Origin of the sequence: Rhodopseudomonas sp. BAL398, assembly GCF_033001325.1 — a bacterium.
Classification (GTDB): domain Bacteria; phylum Pseudomonadota; class Alphaproteobacteria; order Rhizobiales; family Xanthobacteraceae; genus JARJEH01.
Genome location: NZ_CP133111.1, coordinates 320,929 through 341,450 on the forward strand (window position 1 = coordinate 320,929; position 20,522 = coordinate 341,450).

At 64.5% G+C, this 20,522-nt stretch carries 16 protein-coding genes; 7 read left to right on the top strand and 9 right to left on the bottom strand.

Going from position 1 to position 20,522, the window contains the following annotated elements; all coding sequences use genetic code 11:
- Nucleotide 1: 1 nt before the first annotated feature.
- Nucleotides 2–1,996 (bottom strand): alpha-1,4-glucan--maltose-1-phosphate maltosyltransferase, encoded by a 1,995-nt coding sequence (locus RBJ75_RS01435; RefSeq protein WP_276156317.1) that lies wholly within the window; start codon nt 1,994–1,996, stop codon nt 2–4.
- A gap of 185 nt (nt 1,997–2,181) precedes the next feature.
- Between RBJ75_RS01435 and malQ the strand changes: the two genes are divergently transcribed.
- Nucleotides 2,182–4,131 (top strand): 4-alpha-glucanotransferase, encoded by a 1,950-nt coding sequence (gene malQ / locus RBJ75_RS01440; protein WP_044409343.1) that lies wholly within the window; start codon nt 2,182–2,184, stop codon nt 4,129–4,131.
- 27 nt (nt 4,132–4,158) lie between these two features.
- Complete coding sequence (locus RBJ75_RS01445; RefSeq protein WP_044409340.1) at nt 4,159–5,961, top strand: glycoside hydrolase family 15 protein; 1,803 nt, start codon at nt 4,159–4,161, stop codon at nt 5,959–5,961.
- A gap of 331 nt (nt 5,962–6,292) precedes the next feature.
- On the opposite strand, the gene RBJ75_RS01450 is transcribed toward RBJ75_RS01445, so the two are convergent.
- The 8 genes from RBJ75_RS01450 to pip all read right to left on the bottom strand — a co-directional run bounded on the left by RBJ75_RS01450 (nt 6,293) and on the right by pip (nt 15,835).
- Complete coding sequence (locus RBJ75_RS01450; RefSeq protein WP_044407633.1) at nt 6,293–7,105, bottom strand: Cof-type HAD-IIB family hydrolase; 813 nt, start codon at nt 7,103–7,105, stop codon at nt 6,293–6,295.
- 8 nt (nt 7,106–7,113) lie between these two features.
- The gene (locus RBJ75_RS01455) at nt 7,114–7,647 is read right to left on the bottom strand and encodes a gluconokinase (RefSeq protein WP_044407635.1); all 534 of its coding nucleotides are present in this window, start codon (nt 7,645–7,647) and stop codon (nt 7,114–7,116) included.
- Nucleotides 7,637–8,380 carry a 6-phosphogluconolactonase gene (gene pgl / locus RBJ75_RS01460; protein ID WP_044407637.1) on the bottom strand — a complete coding sequence of 248 codons (744 nt, stop codon included), beginning with the start codon at nt 8,378–8,380 and terminating at the stop codon, nt 7,637–7,639. The genes RBJ75_RS01455 and pgl overlap by 11 nt, the downstream gene beginning before the upstream one ends.
- 4 nt (nt 8,381–8,384) lie before the next feature.
- Nucleotides 8,385–9,899 (bottom strand): glucose-6-phosphate dehydrogenase, encoded by a 1,515-nt coding sequence (gene zwf / locus RBJ75_RS01465; RefSeq protein ID WP_044407640.1) that lies wholly within the window; start codon nt 9,897–9,899, stop codon nt 8,385–8,387.
- Entirely contained in the window at nt 9,896–10,933 is a 1,038-nt protein-coding gene (gene gnd / locus RBJ75_RS01470; RefSeq protein WP_044407645.1) for a phosphogluconate dehydrogenase (NAD(+)-dependent, decarboxylating), read from the bottom strand. The genes zwf and gnd overlap by 4 nt, the downstream gene beginning before the upstream one ends.
- Nucleotides 10,934–11,039: 106 nt before the next feature.
- Nucleotides 11,040–13,892, bottom strand: coding sequence for a bifunctional transaldolase/phosoglucose isomerase (locus RBJ75_RS01475; protein ID WP_276156316.1), 2,853 nt, complete (start codon nt 13,890–13,892; stop codon nt 11,040–11,042).
- A gap of 282 nt (nt 13,893–14,174) precedes the next feature.
- The gene (locus RBJ75_RS01480; protein ID WP_044416987.1) at nt 14,175–14,837 is read right to left on the bottom strand and encodes a DUF4286 family protein; all 663 of its coding nucleotides are present in this window, start codon (nt 14,835–14,837) and stop codon (nt 14,175–14,177) included.
- Nucleotides 14,838–14,845: 8 nt separating this feature from the next.
- Complete coding sequence (gene pip, locus RBJ75_RS01485; protein WP_044416986.1) at nt 14,846–15,835, bottom strand: prolyl aminopeptidase; 990 nt, start codon at nt 15,833–15,835, stop codon at nt 14,846–14,848.
- Nucleotides 15,836–16,148: 313 nt separating this feature from the next.
- Here pip and RBJ75_RS01490 point away from each other — a divergent pair, with 313 nt between their 5' ends.
- The 5 genes from RBJ75_RS01490 to RBJ75_RS01510 all read left to right on the top strand — a co-directional run bounded on the left by RBJ75_RS01490 (nt 16,149) and on the right by RBJ75_RS01510 (nt 20,208).
- A complete protein-coding gene (locus RBJ75_RS01490) occupies nt 16,149–16,406 on the top strand; it encodes a DUF6894 family protein (RefSeq protein WP_044416985.1) in 258 nt (85 codons plus the stop codon).
- A 72-nt stretch (nt 16,407–16,478) separates the two neighbouring features.
- Nucleotides 16,479–17,876, top strand: a complete 1,398-nt coding sequence (locus RBJ75_RS01495; RefSeq protein ID WP_044416989.1) for an amidase family protein — start codon at nt 16,479–16,481, stop codon at nt 17,874–17,876.
- 242 nt (nt 17,877–18,118) lie between these two features.
- Complete coding sequence (locus RBJ75_RS01500; RefSeq protein ID WP_044412994.1) at nt 18,119–18,595, top strand: glutathione peroxidase; 477 nt, start codon at nt 18,119–18,121, stop codon at nt 18,593–18,595.
- Complete coding sequence (locus tag RBJ75_RS01505) at nt 18,592–18,861, top strand: DUF3297 family protein (RefSeq protein ID WP_044412997.1); 270 nt, start codon at nt 18,592–18,594, stop codon at nt 18,859–18,861. Before RBJ75_RS01500 ends, RBJ75_RS01505 begins: the two co-directional genes overlap by 4 nt.
- Before the next feature lie 177 nt (nt 18,862–19,038).
- Nucleotides 19,039–20,208: a mandelate racemase/muconate lactonizing enzyme family protein gene (locus tag RBJ75_RS01510; RefSeq protein ID WP_276156660.1), complete on the top strand. Its 1,170-nt coding sequence runs from the start codon at nt 19,039–19,041 to the stop codon at nt 20,206–20,208.
- Nucleotides 20,209–20,522 lie beyond the last annotated feature (314 nt).

Sequence of the window (20,522 nt, forward strand, 5' to 3'; positions counted from 1 at the left end):
TTCAAGCCAAGCATCGAAATAGCAATGCGGGATCGCGTTGCGGATCGATCCGCAGATGAATGCCGCCCCATTCGAGCGCGACGCGCTCGCCGGTCGACAGATTTTCCAAAGCCGCGACGTTGCGGCGTTCGCCGCCGACCTCGATCTGCACGTCGCCAAGCGGAAACCAGACTTCGTGCACATCGCGCGACAGCGAGATCGCAACGGCGACGGTGTTGCCGCCGTCGACCGAGGTCTTGACGAAGCCGATCACGTTGACGTCGTCGATCGGCAGAAAGCGCAGATTGCTGGTCTGCTGCAGCGCCGGATTGGCGCGGCGCAGACGGTTGATCTCGCGAATATAGGGCTTGATGTTGCCCGGCTGATCCCAGTCGCGCACCTTGATCTCGTATTTCTCGGAATTGAGATATTCCTCCTTGCCGGGAATGGCCTCGTGCTCGAGCAGTTCGAAGCCGTTATAGATGCCATAGGTGGACGACAAGGTCGCGGCCAGCGCCAGCCGGGACTTGAACATCCACGGCTCGCCGCCCTGCAGGTGGAATGGCAGAATATCCGGCGTATTGACAAAGAAATTCGGCCGGTAGAAATCGCGCTCCGGATAGTCGGTGAGCTCGCGCAGATATTGCTCGATCTCCCACTTCTCGGTGCGCCAGGTGAAGTAGGTGTAGGACTGGGTGAAGCCGAGCTTGGCCAGCCCCTTCATCAGCTTCGGGCGGGTGAAGGCTTCCGCCAGGAAGATGATGCCGGGGTGGCGCAGCTGGACGTCGTGGATCAGCCATTCCCAGAACCGGAACGGCTTGGTGTGCGGATTGTCGATGCGGAAGATCGTCACGCCCTGGTCGATCCAGAACAGGATGACGTCGCGCAGCGCATTCCACAGCGATCCGGCGTCCTCCGCGGTGAAGTCCGGATTGACGATATCCTCGTATTTCTTCGGCGGATTCTCGGCATATTTCATCGAGCCGTCCGGCCGCTTCCTGAACCAGTCGGGATGCTGCTTGATCCAGGGATGATCGGGCGCGCATTGCACGGCGATGTCGAGCGCGACCTCGATATCGACCTGCTTGCAGGCCTCCACAAAGGCGTGGAAATCCTCCAGCGTGCCGAGCTCGGGATGAATGGCGTCGTGGCCGCCTTCCGCCGCACCGATGGCGTAGGGGCTGCCGGGATCGTCGGGGGCCGCCGTCAAGGCGTTGTTGCGGCCCTTGCGGTTGACGCGGCCGATCGGATGAATCGGGGTGAAGTAGACGACGTCGAAGCCCATCGCGGCGACGTCGGGCAGCCGCCCGATGCAGTCGCGGAACGTGCCATGCTGGCCGGGGACCTTGCTTTGGCTGCGCGGCACCATCTCGTACCAGGCACCGTTGCGCGCCAGCGGCCGGTCGATCGTCAGCGGCAGCACGTCGGAGCGCGTCAGATCAGGGCGTTGCTGGCTCGTCGCCATCGCGTCGGCAAGCTCGGGAGCGAGCAGCGGTTCGACCTCGCCGGTCTCCAGATAGGCCTCGCATTGGCGCAGGATCACCTGCACGGCGTCCGGCGCGCCGGATTGCGGCTTGGTCAGCATCGCGGCGCCTTCCAGGGCGTCAAGCGAGACGTCCTGTCCGGCGTTGCGTTTCAATTCGACGCCATGTCGCCAGGAGGCAAATTCGTCGGTCCAGGCCTCGATCGCATAGACGTAACGCCCGACAGCATCCGGCACGAAGGAGCCGCTCCAGCGGTCATTGACCTGATGCGTCATGGGCGCGCGCTGCCAGTCGCGGTCCTGCTCTTTGCGCCAAATCAGCGCGGCGGCGACCACGTCATGACCGTCGCGAAAGACGTCGGCCCAGATCTCGATGGGCTCGCCGACAATCCGCTTCACCGGAAAGCGACCGCCGTCAATGATCGGGTAAATCGCCTCGATATGAAAGGAGCCGCCGGATATGACGGTATCGGCCGCTTGAGTTGTTTTGTTCACTGTGCTGCCTAGGGTGATGCTAGGGGTTAGGACTGTCATCCCAATTCTCGAATCCCCGTCACGGTTAGGACTCTGAAAAGCGATGGTCTGTAACGTATACAAAGCCTCAGGAACGGCATAGTTCCCGGAACACACCCTACGCAATTGCGTTGGGGACGACTATCCTGTCACAACTCATGGATTCGCGGCGCTCCCTCCAACGCTGCGTGCAAACAGCGTGCCGAATGAACCTGTACAAAAAAGCTGCCGAACTGGGAATCCAGACCGAATTTTTTGATGGCCAAGGTCAACGCCATGTCACCGCCCCCGCCGCACTGAAATTGATTCTCGACGCGATGCCGATGCTGGCGCCGCGGCGGTTTCTGGATCACGTCGTCGTCGCGCGTATTGGCGATCAATGCCAGTATAAACTATCCGACGCCGTCGCATTTCCGTTACATTGGCAGATCATGTCGGATGCCGAGATCGTCGCGGAAGGCACCACCGAGCAGCGCGATGTGTCACTGCCCACGACGCTGCCGGCGGGGCTGTTTCAGCTCGCGCTCACGGATGCCGACGGAGTGTGCGAACAAGCGCCGCTGATCATTGCGCCGCCCCGGGCCTTTGCGGGCGATTTCGATCGGTCCTGGATTCTGGCGGTGCAGCTTTATGGCGTGCGCTCGTCACACAATTGGGGGATCGGCGATTTTACCGATCTGGAGCGGCTGATCGACCTGGCGGCGGATCTCGGCGCAGACGGCGTCGGGCTCAATCCGTTGCATGCGCTGTTCGACGACCGGCCGTCTGATTGCAGCCCCTATTCGCCGAACAGTCGACTGTTTCTCAATCCGCTCTATATCGACGTCGAGAAACTGCCGGAATATTCCGCAGCGGGGCAGGCCGAACCGCACGGCCTCGGTTTCGGCGACACTATCGATTACACCGCAATCGCCGATGCCAAATGGCCGGCGCTGCGGTTGGCGTTCGACAATTTTCGTACCAAATCGACCACCAAGCGGCGCGCGGCGTTCAACGAATTTCGCCGGCAACGCGCGCCTTTGCTGTCCCGCTTTGCCTGTTTCGAAGCGTTGCGGCACCGATTGGCGCGGCCCTGGTGGGAATGGCCGGAGGAGTTGCGCCAACCCGACGACGCGCAATGCGCCCGATTGCGCGAAGGGCCGGACGCCGAAGACATCGCATTCATCGAATATGTGCAGTGGTGCGCTGACGATCAATTGCGCCTCTGTCATGAACGCGCGGCCGATCGCGGCCTCAAGGTCGGACTCTATCTCGACGTCGCGGTCGGCGTGCAGAGCGACGGCTTCGACGCCTGGAACGAGCAGGTGGCGATTTCCCGGCATTTGTCGGTGGGCGCGCCGCCGGACCAGCTCAATTCCGCTGGCCAGAACTGGGGGCTCGCCGGGTTCAATGCCGCCGGGCTGGAGGTCACCTCGTTCGAGCCGTTTCGCCAGATGCTGCGCGCGGCGATGCGTTACGCCGGCGCGATCCGGCTCGATCACGTGCTTGGCCTGAACCGGCTCTATCTGGTGCCGTCCGGCTTCGCCGCCGACCAGGGCGTCTATGTGCAGATGCCGTTCGAGGCGCTGCTGGCGATCACCGCGCAGGAAAGCGTGGCCAATCGCTGCGTGGTGATCGGCGAAGACCTCGGTACCGTACCGGACGGATTCCGCGAGCAGCTCGGAGCGTGGGGGATCTGGTCGTACCGGGTGATGATGTTCGAACGGCATTATCACGAAGGCTGGTTCTTCGGCATCGATCACTATCCGCCCGAGGCGCTGGTGACCTTCAACACCCACGATCTGGCGACCTATGCGGGCTGGCGCGGCTTTGCCGATCTGCATTTCAAGCGCTCGATCGGGATGGACCCCGGCGAAAGCGACGAGGCGCGGGCGCAGGCGCTGACCATGCTCGGCCACGCGCTGCGCCATCACGGCATCGCGCGTGAGGATTTCTACGGTGTGGTGACGTTCCTGGCGCGGACCCGGTCGCGGCTGCTGGCGATCGCGCTGGAAGATCTCTTGAAAGTGCTCGATCAACCCAATATTCCCGGCACCGTCAACGAGCATCCGAATTGGCGCCGCCGGCTGCCGCTGCCTGTCGACGAGATTGCGGCGGCGATCGACGGCGAGGCCTTGCGCACGGCGATCGCGGGCCGTGCCAAGCCGGCCACCTAATCGCCAACTCCATCACGGTGAGATGATTTGAGCAGCAAGATTGAAGATTACGGCCTGATCGGCGATTGCGAAACCGCGGCCCTGGTGGGGCGCGACGGCTCGATCGACTGGCTGTGCTGGCCGTCATTCGATTCCGAAGCCTGCTTCGCCGCGCTGCTCGGCACGCCGGAGAACGGCCGCTGGAAGATCGCGCCCGAGGGTGAGATCACCTCATGCTCGCGCAGCTACCGCGGCGCCTCGCTGATTCTGGAAACCTGCTTCGAGACCGCCGACGGCGCCGTCACGGTGATCGATTTCATGCCGCCGCGCGGCAGCGTGTCCGACGTGGTCAGACTGGTCCGCGGCGAGCGGGGCCGCGTCAAGATGCGGATGGAGCTGATCATTCGCTTCGGCTTCGGCGCCGACATCCCCTGGGTGAAGCGGACCGAGGACGGCGCGCTGCTGGCGGTTTGCGGTCCCGATATGATCGTGCTGCACACGCCGATCGAGACCACCGGCAAGGACCTGACCACGATCGCCGAGTTCGACGTCGGCGAGGGTGAGACCGTGCCGTTTGTGATCAGCTACTCGGCGTCGCATCTGGCGGTGCCGACGGCGATCGACCCGCAGCAGGCGCTGCGCGACACCGTCGAATTCTGGGCTGACTGGTCCGGGCGCTGCACTTATCAAGGCGAGTACGGCGACGTGGTGACGCGCTCGCTGATCACCCTGAAGGCGCTGACCTTCGCGCCCTCCGGCGGCATCGTCGCGGCGCCGACCACGTCGTTGCCGGAGAAACTCGGCGGCGCGCGCAATTGGGATTACCGCTTCTGCTGGCTGCGCGACGCCACCTTCACGCTGCTGGCGCTGATGAATTCCGGTTATACGGAAGAAGCCACCGCCTGGCATGACTGGCTGCTGCGCGCAGTCGCGGGCGCTCCCGCCAACATGCAGATCATGTACGGCATTCTCGGCCAGCGCCGGCTGATGGAATGGGAAGCGGACTGGCTGCCGGGTTACGAGGGCGCCAAGCCGGTGCGGATCGGCAACGCCGCCCACGCGCAGATGCAGCTTGATGTCTACGGCGAATTGATCGACGCGTTCCACCAGTGGCGCGTGTCCGATCTCAAACTCGACGGCGAGTCGTGGGCGATGGAATGCGCCGTCATGGACCATCTCGCCAAGATCTGGCACGAGCCCGATAGCGGCATCTGGGAGCTGCGCGGCCCCGGCCGGCACTACGTCTCGTCCAAGGTGATGTGCTGGGTGGCGTTCGATCGCGGCATCAAGAGCGCGGAGCGCTTCGGTCTCGAGGCCCCGCTGGAGCGCTGGCGGGCGTTGCGCGATCAGATCCACCACGACGTCTGCGACAACGGCTTCGACGCCGAGCAGAACTGCTTTGTCGAATCCTATGGCAGCACGGTGCTGGATGCGAGCGTCCTGCTGATGCCGTCGGTGGGTTTCCTGCCGGCGTCCGATCCCCGCGTGCAGGGCACGCTGGCGGCGACCGAACGTCATCTGATGCGGGACGGTTTCGTGCTGCGGCACGACCCGCGCAAGCATTGGGACGAGACCCAGCCGATCGAAGGCGCGTTCCTGGCCTGCAGCCTATGGCTCGCTGACGCCTATGTGTTGGCGGGCGAGATCGACAAGGCCAAGGAGTTGTTCTATCGGGTCGCGGGGGTGGCCAATGATATCGGATTGTTGTCGGAAGAATACGACACCGACGCCAAGCGCCAGACCGGCAATTTTCCGCAGGCGTTGACCCATATCGCGATGATCAACACCGCGCACAACCTCACCGCGGCGCGCAAATCCGCCGATAAGCCGGCCACCCAGCGCTCAAAATAGCGCCGCCTGCGCACTGAAGACGTCACGAATTAAGGCGAGACGCGTCCCGGGCGCGGTGCAGCACGCAGTGCTGCTCCGCAGAACCGGGATCCCGCTTTTGCATGTCCCGAAAACCGGGGACTGCAATTCCCCTGATAATCCGGCAACCCAGCGCTCGAAGTAGCGGCGCGCCAGCGCGTGAGGATCCGCTTCGTCATTGCGAGCGGAGGGCGGCGCGCAGCGCCGTCCGAAGCGAAGCAATTCAGGAGCGTCACACCGAGACTTCTCGTGCAGTCCTGGATTGCTTCGTCGCTGCGCTCCTCGCAATGACGACCGCGATGGACGTGGTTGTTCAGCCCTCGCCGTTGCGCGCCAGGATGTAGTCGACCGCGCCGGCGAAGCCGTCGTCTTCGTTGCTGCCGGTGACGTGGCTGGCGCAGCGCTTGACGTCGTCGGTGGCGTTGCCCATCGCGACCGACAGGCCGCTGACCCGAAACATCGCGAGATCATTCTGCATGTCGCCGATGGTGGCGATGGCGTCGGTGGAGATATCGAGACGCTTGGCCATCGCCTGGACGAAGGTGCCCTTGTTACGGCCTGGCGGGGTAACGTCGAGATAATAGCTCTGCGACCGGATCGCGAAGGCCTGATCGCCGAGCTCGGCCTGCAGGGCCTGTTCGCAGCGCTCCAGCAAGGCGGCGTCGGCGCTGGCGCCGACGATCTTGCAGGCGCTGTCCGCCAGCGGGGCGAAATCCTCAACCTGCGTCGGATCGAAGTGGATGGTGTCGCGCTCATGCGGCACATATTTGCCGTCGTCGCGGCGGATGAACCAATTGTCATTGGTGAACAGCCAGATGTCGACGCCGAATTGCTCGAGCAGCGTCAGGGTGATCTGCACCGCCGGGGCGGGGATCAACGACTGGTCCAGCACTTCGAGCGAGGGATCGAGAATCGAACTGCCGTTGAACGGCCCGACCGGCAGCGTGATGCCGAGCGGTTCGATCAGCCATTGCATGCCGATCGCCGGCCTGCTGCTGGTGATGGTGAAGCCAATGCCGGCGGCGCGCAGCCGCGCCACCGCGGCCAGCGCGGCATCGGTCAATTGCTTGTCCGGCGTCACCAACGTGCCGTCGACATCGGAAATCACGAGAGCGATTTGGCTCATGGGAAAAATTATCCTTGGGTTACGCCGAGCGGCGCGAGTCGGCCGACAATGGCGCTGACGATCGCGTCGACGGAATCGTCGATCGCCACCGTAACAGGTTTCTCGTCGGCGCCGGGCGCCTCGAGCGTGGCGAACTGGCTGTCGAGCAGCCCCGGCGGCATGAAATGATTCTTGCGCGCCGCCATCCGCTTCGCGATCAAGTCGCGGCTGCCGTCGAGATAGACGATCCGCACGTCGGCGCGGCCGTGGACCAGGATGTCGCGATAGGCCCGCTTCAGCGCCGAACAGGCGATCACCAGATGGCCGCCCGCCGCGGCGACGCGGTCGATCTCGTCGGCGATCGCGTGCAGCCACGGCCAGCGGTCGTCGTCTGTGAGTGGATGGCCGGCGCTCATCTTGGCGACATTGCTGGCAGGGTGAAAGCGGTCGCCGTCCTCATAGGTCCAGCCCAGTCGGTCGGCCAGCGCGGCGGCGATCGTGCTCTTGCCGGAGCCAGAGACGCCCATCACGATCAACGCGCGGGGCTTGGTCTCATCCGCCATGAAAACTCTCGGGCAAGGCCGCCTGATCGAGCAGCCAGACCGTCTTGCCATTGGATCGTGCGCGGCCGGCTGGAAGGTCTTCGCCGCTCAGGACCCGGCTGGCGATCTCGCGCTTGCTGTCGCCGCTGACCAGAAACAGCATCTCCTCGCAGGAGGCGAGGGCAGGGAGCGTCAGGGTGACGCGCGGCACGAACGGTTCGACATTGGCGCGCGGCACGCCGACCACCCAGCGCGCACGCTCGTCGAGTGCGGGCGCGCCGGGAAACAACGAGGCGGTGTGGCCGTCGGGGCCGACGCCCATCAGCACCAGATCGAACAGTGGCCGCTGCGGGTCGAATTGCCCGGCGCCATAATAGGCCTGCAACGTCGCTTGATAGCTGCGAGCGGCTTCGTCCGGCGAGGCGAGGTCGGTCGGGATCGGATGGATATTGGCCGCGGGCGCCCGGCCATCGAGAAACGTCTTCTGCGCGATGGTCATGTTGTTGCGCGGATCGTCGCTCGGAACGAAGCGCTCGTCGCCGATGAACCAGTGCACCCGCGCCCACGGAATCCGGTGCTCGAATTCGCCGGCCAGCAATTCGTAGAGCCGTTTCGGGCCGGAGCCGCCGGTGAGACAGATCGCCGGATGATCGTGACGCAGCTCGATCCGCGCGATCAGCCGCTGCGCGGCAAGCCGCGCCAAGGCCTCGGAATCGGCGGCCACAACGATGCTGCGCTGGTCATTCGTCAGCATGAGACTATCCCGGCTCGCGCCAATTGCGCCCGTCGCGGCTCAACAATTTGTCCGCATCCTCGGGGCCTTCGCTGCCGGCCCGATAGGTCTGCAACCCCTTGGCGCCGGCGTTCTTCCAGGCATCGAGAAACGGCTGCACCGCGCGCCAGCCGGCCTCGACGCCGTCGGCGCGCTGGAACAGGATGTTGTCGCCGATCATGCAGTCGTGCAGCAGCGTCTCATAGCCGTTGCTCGGTGCGACGTGAAAGTAATCCTTGTATTTGAAGGTCATCTCGACGCCGTCGATGGCGATGGTGGGGCCCGGCACCTTGGAGTTGAATTGCAGCGAAATGCCTTCGACCGGTTCGATGCCGATCACCAGATAGTTCTGCGACAATTGCTGGATCGGGGTGCAGCGGAACATCGCGAACGGCGCCTGCTTGAACTTGATCGCGACCTCGGTGCGCTTGTTGCCGAGCGCCTTGCCGGTGCGCAGATAAAACGGCACGCCGGCCCAGCGCCAATTGTCGATGGTCAGTTTCAGCGCCGCATAGGTCTCGGTGGTGCTGTCGGGATCGACGTCCTCGGTGTCGCGATAATCGTCAATGTCGGTCTCGTTGACGCGACCGGCGGTGTATTGCGCCCGTACCGAATTTTCCAGCGCCTCAGCCTCGCTCTGCACCTGGATCGCAGCCAGCACTTCGGCCTTGGCCGAGCGCACCGCATGGGCATTGAAATGCGCCGGCGGCTCCATCGCCACCAGCGAGAGCAACTGAAACAGATGGTTCGGCACCATGTCGCGCAGCGCGCCGGTCTTGTCGTAGAAGCTGCCGCGATGGCCGACGCCGAGGCGCTCGTCCACGGTGATCTGCACGTGATCGATGTGGTCGCGATTCCAGATCGGCTCGAACATGCCGTTGGCGAAGCGCAGCACCAGGATGTTCTGCACCGTCTCCTTGCCGAGATAATGATCGATCCGGTACAGCTCGTGCTCGCCGACGATCTGCAGCAAATGATCGTTCAGGGCCTTGGCGGAGGCCAGGTCGGTGCCGAAGGGCTTTTCGACCACCAGCCGCCGCCATGCCTCGCCGTCTTCGCGCAACAGCCCGGCGCGGCCGAGCTGGGTGCTGATCGGCGCGAAGGCATCGGGCGGCGTCGCCAGATAGAACAGCCGGTTTCCGCCGGTGTTGCGATCGGCCTCGAGCTTTTCCAGCCGCTCGCGCAGCCGGTCGAACGAGTCCGGCTCTTTGGGGTCGGCGGAGACCGCGGTGACGCAATACAGCAATCGGTTGGCGACCTCGTCGTCGACCGGCCTTGTGGCAAATTTCCGCAGCCCCTGCATCAGGCTGGCGCGCAGATCATCGCTCGCCATGTCCTGGCGGGTGATGCCGACGACGCAGAATTTCTCCGGCAGCAGATTGGCCTCGGCCAGATTGTACAAAGCAGGGATCACCAGGCGATGGGCGAGATCGCCAGTGACGCCGAAGATCACGAAGGCGCAGCCCTCGGCGAGGGTGGGGTCGGTATCCTGACTTGTCACGATCGGTCGGCCTTTGATTTGATGACTTTCGGTGCGGCTTGGCGGGCGGCGTCGGGATGCTGTTGCGGCTCCTTGTGGCCACCGAAGCCGGCGCGCATCGCCGACAGAATCTTCTCGGCGAAGGTGTGGTCGCGGCGCGAGCGGAAGCGCGCATACAGCGCCGCGGTCAGCACCTCGGCGGGCACCGCCTCGTCGATCGCCGCGTTGACGGTCCAGCGGCCCTCGCCGGAATCCTCGACGAAGCCGGAATATTCATCCAGCGTGTGGTTGTCGGCGAGCGCCGAGGCGGTGAGGTCGAGCAGCCAGGACGGGATCACGCTGCCGCGCCGCCACACTTCGGCGATGTCGGCGATATCGAGATCGAAGCGGTGTTCGGCGGGCAGCGCCTCGACATTGGCGTTCTTGAGGATGTCGAAGCCTTCCGCATAGGCCTGCATCAAGCCGTACTCGATGCCGTTATGCACCATCTTGACAAAATGCCCGGCGCCGACCGGTCCGGAATGGATGTAGCCCTGTTCGACTCTTGGGTCGCGGCCGTCGCGGCCCGGGGTGCGATCGATCTCGCCCGCGCCCGGTGCCATGGTGGCGAAGATCGGGTCGAGCCGGTCGACCACTTTCTTGTCGCCGCCGATCATCATGCAATAGCCGCGATCGATGCCCCAGACGCCGCCGCTGGTGCCGACGTCGACGTAATGGATGCCGTTTTCCTTCAGCGCCTTGCCGCGGCGGATATCGTCCTGCCAGAAGGAGTTGCCGCCATCGATGATGACGTCGTCGGGGGCAAGCAGCTTGCCGAGCGCCGCGATCGTGGTCTCGGTGATGGCGCCGGCCGGCAGCATCACCCAGATCGCGCGCGGCGCGGTCAGCTTGGCGACCAGATCCTCCAGCCCGGAAGCGCCGGTGGCGCCCTCGGCGGTGAGGGCGTCGACGGCCTTCTGGTCCCTGTCATAGACCACGGCGGAATGTCCGTCCTTCATGAGACGGCGGACGATATTGCCGCCCATCCGCCCCAAGCCGATCATACCAAGCTGCATCGTATCTCCCGGTGGTTGGTCATTGTAAGCAGCGAAGCGGCGAAGCAATCCAGGTTACGATCGTCGACTCTGGATAGCTTCGCAACACTCGCAATGACGGTCGCGACTAAGTCAAAGCCTTGGTCATCGCGGCGTCGAGCATCTTCAGGCCCGCGGCGAGATCGCCCTTGAGATGGACCCGCAGCGCGCGGCGGCCGCGTTCGGTCAACACGTCGAAATCGCCGCGCGCCTGCGCCGCCTTGATGATGCCGAAGCTGGCGCTTTGTCCCGGCACGGCGAGATCGTCGCGGTCGTCAGCGGTGATCTGCAGAAACACGCCGGAATCCGGCCCGCCTTTATAGGCCTGCCCGGTGGAGTGCAGGAAGCGCGGGCCGAATTCGGCGCAGGTGGCGACATGGCGCTGATCGCGCACCGCCATCCGCATCTGCTGCAGCGTGGCGATGTGATCGTGGTCGCGCGCGATATAGGCTAGCAGCGCGACGTAGTCGCCGGGTTTGGCGCGGGCGAAATGCGCGGTCAGCCAGGAGCCGAGATCGCCATCGGCGCCGGCCTTGCGCAGCGCCGCCGCATTGGCGTCGTCGGTGTAGAGGTCGACCTGCGCGGTGGAGATGGCCGGCGTCTCGGGCGGCAGCTTGCCGGATTTCTCGAACGCGCCGGTCAATTCGCGGGTCTTGATCTTGGCGGCTTCGACGTCGGGCTGGTTGAACGGGTTGATGCCGAGGATCGCGCCCGCGACCGCGGTGGCGATCTCGAAGCGGAAGAATTCCTGGCCGATGTGATCGGGCGATTTCAGCACGATCCGCACCACCGGATGGCCGGCTTTTTCCAACGCGGCGAGCTTGGCGTCATGCGCGTTGTCGGCTTCGCCTTCGGTGCGCAGATCGATGAACAGCCGGTCCTTGCCGTAGACGCTGGGCTCGCCGAGCGGCTCGCCGGCGATCGGGATCAGGCCCTTGCCGTCCTTGCCGGTGGATTCGGCGATCAGCTGTTCGGCCCAGGCGCCGAAATCGGCGATCGCGGGCGACGAGACGATGGTGACCTTGTCGCGGCCCGCAAGCCCGGCACAGCCCATCGCCAGCCCGAGTTGCACGCCGGGATTTTCCGCGGGCGGCACGTCCGCGCCGCAGGAGCGCACCATCGCCAGTGCCAGATCGAGAAACTTCTTAAGGTCGATGCCGGCGGCGGCGGCCGGCACCATGCCGAACGGCGACAGCACCGAATAGCGCCCGCCGATCGTCGGATCGCCGTGGAAGATCCGGGCAAAGCCTTGCTTTTTGGCGACCTTCTCCATTGACGAGCCGGGATCGGTCACGGCGACGAAATGCGCGCCGGCCTTGTCGGCGCCGACCGCCTCGCTGACGCGGGCGTAGAAATAATCCTTCATCGCGTTCGGCTCGGTGGTGCCGCCGGACTTGCTGGAGACGATGAACAGCGCCTTGGCGAGATCGACGGTGTCGGCCATCGCCAGCACCTGCGCCGGATCGGTGGAATCCAGCACGCGTAATTTGGGAAAGCCGGATTGGCGCGCGAAGGTTTCCGCGATCACTTCGGGGCCGAGGCTGGAGCCACCCATGCCGAGCACGACGGCGTCGGTGAAGCCTTGCTGTTTCACCCAGCCGGCGAAATCTTTGTAGTCGGCGAGTTTCGATTTTTCGGCGGCGGCGCTGGTCAGCCAGCCGAGCCATTTGTCCTCGTCGGTGCCGGTCCAGACCGCGCTGTCGCGCGCCCACAGCTTGCGGATGGTGCCGGCGGCGCGCCAGGCCTCGCTGCTATCCTTGACGGCCTTGGCGAGATCGGCGCCGAGCGCGATGCTCTGGCCGTCGATGCCGGAGGACAGCACGACAGCGCGCTTGTGCGCAACGGCGCCCAGCAGCTTGTCGGCGGCGTCGGCGAACAGCTGCACGCCCTCGGTGACCAATTGTTCGGTGATGGCGTCGAGCGAAATGCCGGTGGCGGCGAGGGCGGCCAGCGCGGCGCGGGCGTCGTCGACATTCTCTTCCAGGCTGTCGCGCGGCTTGCCGTGATCACGGAATGCATCCAGCGTCGCCGGCGGCACGGTGTTGACGGTGTCGGGGCCGATCAATTCCTCGACATAGAGCACGTCGGAATAGGCCTTGTTCTTGGTGCCGGTCGAGGCCCACAATAGCCGCTGCGGCTTGGCGCCGCGCGCTTGGAGCTTTTTCCAACGCTCGCCGGAAAACAGCCGCTTGTAGTCCTGATAGGCCAGCTTAGCATTGGCGATCGCGATCTTGCCCTTCAGCGCCTCAAGCCGCTTCTTTTCGCTCGGGTCATTGGCCTTGGCGATCTTGTCGTCGAGCTCCTTGTCGACCGCGACGTCGATGCGGCTGACGAAGAAGCTGGCGACGCTGCCGACATGGGACGGATCGCCGCCGGACGCCACATAGGCTTCGAGCCCTGCCAGATAGGCCTCGGCGACCTCGACATAGACCTTTTGCGAGAACAGCAGCGTGACGTTGATGCTGATGCCCTTGGCAATCAGGTGCTGGATCGCCGGCAGGCCCTGCGGCGTCGCCGGCACCTTCACCATCAGGTTCTTGCGATCGACATCGCGCCACAGCCGCTCGGCCTCGGCGATGGTGGCCTTGGTGTCCAGCGCCAGATAGGGCGAGACTTCGAGGCTGACAAAGCCGTCGGCGCCCTTGAGCCGATCATAGACCGGGCGCAGCACGTCGGCGGCGTGCTGGATATCCTCGACCGCCACTGCCTCATACAATTCGGCGATCGGGCGGTCGCCGGATTTCAACGCCTCGCCGATTGCACCGTCATATTCATCCGAACTGCCGATGGCCTTTTCGAAGATCGACGGGTTCGAGGTCACGCCTTTCACGCCATCGTCATCGATCAGCTTTTTGAGATCGCCCTCGGCGATGAAGCCGCGGGCAAGGAAATCCAGCCAGACGGCCTGGCGATGTTGGTCGAGTGCTTTGACGGGGTTCATGCTGATTCTACTTCTGTACGTTGGTGCGATCCGGCCTCGATGCCATTTCCGTCCGGTAGCCGAGGCTTGTCAACACGCCGTTCGGCCGCGCATGGCGCGCCGCCGGATACCCTTCTGGGTCTACGTATTCGACGCCAATCGGTTCCCGTGGCAGTCCTATCGCAATTGCGTGATGCTGGGATAACGCCCGCCGGCATGGCCCATGGCCGATGTGACCTGGGACCGACCTGGGCGACGATGCGTTTTGCCGCGGCGCTGACGGATGAGATCGCCGCGCTTGGCTCAGATCTCGGCCTTGGCCAGGTCCCACAGCAGCGTGTAGATCCCGGCCGAGATCAATGTCGCGCCGCTGGCGGCGATGACGGCGTCGAACAGGCCGCCGACCGCCGGCTCGACCGCCGTGGGAGACGTGCCGTCGACTAGCACGTACCAGTCACCGGCGCCGGGCGCTTCGGTGTCGCCGGTCAGCGGCTTCGACAGCGTGGGATCGTTTTCCAGCAGATGCATCGAGATGATGCCATCGTGTAATTCCGGCGCAAGCTGCTTGATGATGCCGGCGCGCAAGCTATCCGCGTCGCCGGCGCCGGGGCGAATCCGGATCAGGCCGAGGCAGGCGCCGCGGCCGTGCCCGCGGCTGGCGCTGATCCGCGCCACGCCGCGGATCATGTTGCGGAATTTTCCGATATTTCTGGTCGACCACGCGGTCTGGTTGGCCAGCGCGGTGTTGTAGGCGGCGCTGCTCAGCACCTCGAAACTTTCGGTGGAATACAGGCTGAGATATTTCGGGCTGGCCCTGTGGGCGACGTAGCGCCTGGCTTCGACGAAACCGTCGATCGCGACCCGTTCGATCAGATGTTCGCGGTCGTACCAGCGATTGAAATCGAGTTCGTCGGCCGGATCGATATCCATCGATGTCAGCAGCATTCCGGTTCCGGCCAAGGGCATGTGAAGTCCTATGTGATGATCTTGTCGGCGATGTCGGTGATCGCCTTGGTCACGGCGTCGCGGATGCCGGGATCGTAGAGCGAATGCCCGGCGGCTTCGACGATGCGCATCTCGGCGTCGGGCCATCGGGCCGCCAGCGCGTGCGAGGTCGCGGGCGGACACAGCAGATCGTAGCGGCCCTGCACGATGATGCCGGGAATGCCGGCGAGCGCACCGGCACCATCGAGCAATTGTCGCGGCCGCATGAAACAGTCGTGTGAGAAATAATGCGCTTCCATGAACGGCGTCGCCGGCAGCGGCCGGGTGCCGGCCAGCGTCGTGAGATCCAGCCGGGTGCGGCTCGGCGCGACCTGCGACAGGATGCTTTCGGTATCACCCCAGGCGCGCGCGGCCGGGGCGTGGACGGCTGGATCGGGATCGAGAATCCGCCGCCAATAGGGCGCGAGCGGCGCGGCGCGTTCGTGCTCCGGCAACACGCTGAGAAAATCCTGGTGCAGCGCCGGGTAGAGCTGTGGCAGTGTATGCAGAAAGGCTTGGTCCAGTTCGTCGCGTGTGCCGAGAAAGGTCGCGCGCAGCACGATGCCGCTGACCCGTTCGGGATGAGCCTGCGCATAGGCCAGCGCCAGCGTCGCGCCCCAGGATCCGCCGACTACCAGCCAGCGCTCGAAGCCGAATGTCTCGCGGATCAGCTCCATGTCGGCGATCAGATGCGACAGTGTATTGGCCTCGCGCCCGCCCTTCGGCCGGCTGCGGCCGGCGCCACGTTGATCGAACAACACCGCGTGAAACTGCGCCGGATCGAACAGCCGGCGGTGATCGGGCTGGCAGCCGCTGCCGGGGCCGCCATGCAGATAGACCGCGGCGAGGCCGTCGGCATTGCCCGCGGTTTCGACATAGAGCTCGTGGCCATCGCCGACCGCGAGGGTTTGCGAACTCAAGGCGGCGGGACGGTCGCTATGCTTTGCGGGCTGGGTCGCGGCTTCTGCTTCGGGTGACATCCGCTCTGGTTAGCGCGAAACTGCCTGCATTGCGAGCAGCCTTTGCGGCGCGCGCGGGTTGCGGATCGCGCCGCGGGACATCACCTAAGATTCTGACCTAAAAGGGATCAATAGAATCATGCCGTCACGGTCGTCATTGCGAGGAGCTCTTGCGACGAAGCAATCCAGTCAGTGCTTGGCGCCCCTGGGTTGCTTCGCGTTCGGACGGCGCGACGCGCCGTCCTCGGCTCGCAATGACGATATCCAGTCTTATTGATTTATTGGCTGCTTTTTCAGTCAGACACTGAGATCAAGCCCAACCGGAACCTGGACGATGCCGCGATATTATTTCAACACCAAGATCGGCAATGAGCTGATCCTCGACCCCGAAGGCGAGGAACTGCGCGATCCCGATCACGCCTGGGAAGTGGCGCGGACCACGATTCGGCAGATTCTCAAATCCGAAGGCGAGCAGGCCAGCCTGCTGCGCGCCAGCCTCGAAGTGACCGACGAGGGCGGCGAGGTGGTGCTGGAATTTCCATTCAGCGAGGCGATTGTCGAAATGCCCCAGGTGCCGCGCACCCGGCATTGAAGCGTTGCATGAATTGCCGTTGGCATTGCCGCGATGGCTGCGATATCAAACCGGCAGCACAACGGAGTGATCATGCAGGACATCTGGCGAATCCCGGCCGCCGAACTGGCGGCGTTGATCCGGGCTCGAAAAGTTTCGGCGCGCGAGGCGGCGCAAGCCGCATTGGCGCGGCTCGACGCGGTCAACCCGGCGATCAATGCGGTGATCGATCACAAGCCCGATGAGGTGCTGGCGGATGCCGACGCGATCGATGTCGCCATTGCCAACAAGGAAGACCTCGGCCCGCTTGCCGGCGTCCCGGTCACCGTCAAGGTCAATATCGATCAGAAGGGCTTCGCCACCACCAATGGCGTCACATTGCAGCGCGACCTGATCGCGCGCAGCAACAATCCGGTGGTCGACAATCTGCGCCGTGCCGGCGCGGTGATTCTCGGCCGAACCAATACGCCGGCCTTCTCGTTTCGCTGGTTCACCAATAACCAGATTCATGGCGAGACCAAGAATCCGCGCGATCCCTCGCTCACGCCGGGCGGCTCATCGGGCGGCGCGGCGTCGTCGGTCGCCGCCGGCATCGGCCACATCGCGCATGGCACCGATATCGCCGGCTCGATTCGCTATCCCGCCTATGCCTGCGGCGTGCACGGGCTGCGGCCGACGCTGGGTCGGATCGCGGCCTACAATGCCTCGTCGCCGGAGCGTCCGATCGGCCCGCAGATCACCGCGGTCTCGGGCCCGCTGGCGCGCACCATCGGCGACCTCCGCTTGGGCCTCGCCGCGATGGCGCAGCGCGATCCGCGCGATCCCTGGTGGGTGCCGGCGCCGCTGGAGGGACCGGAGGTGCCCAAGCGCGCCGCGCTGTGCCTGGCGCCCGACGGGCTGCAGGCCGCCCCCGAAGTCAAGGAGGCGGTGGCCGATGCCGGCCGCCGGCTCGAGCGCGCCGGATGGCAGGTCGAGGAGCTCTACGCGCTGCCGGCGCTGCGCGAAGCCGCGGATTTGCAGACCAGGCTGTGGCTCGGCGACGGCTATGAGGCGATGCTGGAGGCGGCCGAGCGCGAGGGCGACCCCGGCGCGCTGGCCTGCCTGCGCGGCAACAGCGACAAGATCATCCCCGACGCCGCCGCGCTGTCCAAGCTGCTGGTCCAGCGCGCCAGCCTGACCCGCGAATGGCAGCTGTTCTTCGAAAAATACGCGGTGCTGGTGATGCCGGTGTCGGGCGAATTGCCGTTCCCGCAGGCGCTCGATCTGCGCGACGACACCTCGTTCAAGCGGGTGTGGGCGGCGCAGATGCCGCAGGTGGCGATCCCGTTCATGGGGCTGCCGGCGCTGACGGTGTCGACCGGGCTGGTCGGTCGGGTGCCGGTCGGGGTCCAGATCGTCGCCGGGCGTTATCGCGAGGACCTGTGCCTGCAGGCCGGCGAGGACGTCGAGGCCGGCGGCACGCCGTCATCGCCGGTCGATCCGGCCGATTGAGCTCGTCCCGAGAGTCTGACTGAAAAGAAGCCAATCAAATCAAACTGGATTTCGTCATTGCGAGCCGAGGACGGCGCATCGCGCCGTCCGACCGCGAAGCAATCCAGGGGCGCCAAGCACAGACTGGCAAGCACAGACTGGATTGCTTCGTCGCAACAGCTCCTCGCCATGACGAACCTGAAGGCTTGATTGATTCGATTGATCCCTCTTTAAGTCAGAATCTAACGTTCGGAGGGCGCGCCATGGCGTCGATCTATGATTTTTCTGCCACGACGCTTACCGGCGACGAGGTGGCGTTGCGGGATTTCGCCGGCCAGGTGCTGCTGATCGTCAACACCGCCAGTGCCTGCGGTTTCACGCCGCAATACAAGGGCCTGGAGGCGTTGCAGCAGGCCTTCGGGCCGCGCGGATTTTCCGTGCTGGGCTTTCCCTGCAACCAGTTCGGCCACCAGGAACCGGGCGATGCCGCCGAGATCGCGCAATTCTGCTCACTCAATTTTGGCGTCAGCTTCCCGATGTTCGCCAAGGTCGATGTGAATGGCGATCACGCCCATCCGCTGTATAAGTATCTGAAGGATCAGAAGACCGGGCTGCTGGGCTCGGCGATCAAGTGGAACTTCACCAAGTTTCTGATCGATCGTTCCGGCAAGGTGGTGGCGCGGCATGCGCCGACCACGACGCCGGACTCACTCACGAAAGAAATCGAGGCGCTGCTATGACTGAGAACACCGGCGACACTGCCATCCCCTTGCCCGACCGGCTCTCCAACGATCCGCGAAGCCCGTACTACAACGAAGAGATCCTCGCGCTGGACGTCGGCATTCGCTTCAAGGGCGCGGAAAAGACCAATGTGGCCGAATATTGTGTCAGCGAGGGATGGATTCGCGTCACCGCCGGCAACGCCAAGGACCGCTTCGGCAGCCCGCTGACCATCAAGGTGGTCGGCCCGGTCGAGCCTTACATCCGGCCCAAGGCGTCGGAGTAAAGGCGTCCGAGTAGTTTTGCGCGCTGCCGTACGGTTGAGCTCGTCATTGCGAGCGGAGCGAAGCAATCCAGCAGCGTCGGGTATGGGCCGCTGGATTGCTTCGTCGCTTCGCTCCTCGCCATGACGGGTGAACGCGGCGCACTTAGTTGATCGCAATCAGGAAGAGCTGGAACCACCATGTCGGTGCGCATCGTCGATGTCCGCGAAATCACCAGGCCGATCGCGTCGCCGATCCGCAACGCCTATATCGACTTCTCCAAGATGACCACCAGCCTGGTCGCGGTGGTGACCGATGTGGTCCGCGACGGCAAGCCCGTGATCGGCTACGGCTTCAATTCCAACGGCCGTTACGGCCAGGGCGGGCTGATCCGCGAGCGCTTCGCGCCGCGGCTGCTGGAGGCCGCGCCCGACACGCTGCGCGATGCGGCTGGCGACAATCTCGATCCGGACAAGGTCTGGGCGACCTTGATGGCGAATGAAAAGCCGGGCGGCCATGGCGAGCGCTCGGTCGCGGTCGGCACTATCGACATGGCGGTGTGGGACGCGGTCGCCAAGATCGCCGGCAAGCCGCTGTTCCGGCTGCTGGCCGAACGCCACGGCAAGACCGCGAACCCGAACGTGTTCGTCTATGCGGCCGGCGGCTATTATTATCCGGGCAAGGACCTGTCGATGCTGCGCGGCGAGATGCGCAGCTATCTCGATCGCGGCTACAATGTCGTCAAGATGAAGATCGGCGGCGCGCCGCTCGACGAGGACCGCCAGCGGATCGAGGCGGTGCTGACTGAAATCGGCGGCCAGGCCCAGCTCGCGGTCGACGCCAATGGCCGGTTCGATCTGGAGACCGCGATCGCCTATGCCAAGATGCTGCGCGACTATCCGCTGTTCTGGTACGAGGAGGCTGGCGATCCGCTGGACTATCAATTGCAGGCGGCGCTCGCCGAATTCTATCCGGGCGCGATGGCGACCGGCGAGAATCTGTTCAGCCATCAGGACGCCCGGAACCTGATCCGCCATGGCGGGATGCGGCCGGACCGCGACTGGCTGCAATTCGATTGCGCGCTGTCCTACGGATTGTGCGAATATCAGCGCACGCTGGCGATGCTGGTCGCCCATGGCTGGTCAGCCAGCCGCTGCATTCCGCATGGCGGCCATCAGATGTCGCTGAATATCGCGGCCGGCCTCGGGCTCGGCGGCAATGAGAGCTATCCGGATCTGTTTCAGCCCTATGGCGGGTTTCCGGATGGCGTCCGCGTCGAGAACGGTACGATTACCATGCCGGAACTACCCGGTATCGGCTTCGAGGGAAAATCCGACCTCTATGCCGAGATGACGGCGCTGGCGTCGTAACGGCTGACTCATCGTGTGCCGAACAGCTCACCCGCAATCATCCGTCATTGCGAGGAGCGAAGCGACGAAGCAATCCAGTGTTTGCTTGCAGCTCCTGGATTGCTTCGCTGTCGGGCCGCGCCTTGCGCCGCCCTCGGCTCGCAATGACGAACTCTGCGATCGTGCCTGCCTCGTGTGAACGATAGGAGACGACGCTCCATTCGTCGGCGCGGCGATTGGTCGGTTACCAGCTGCCATATTCGGCCATGATCCGACACGCTTTGTAATACATCGGGGACCGATTGGGCTTGCGGCTTACTCCCGCATCGGCAACA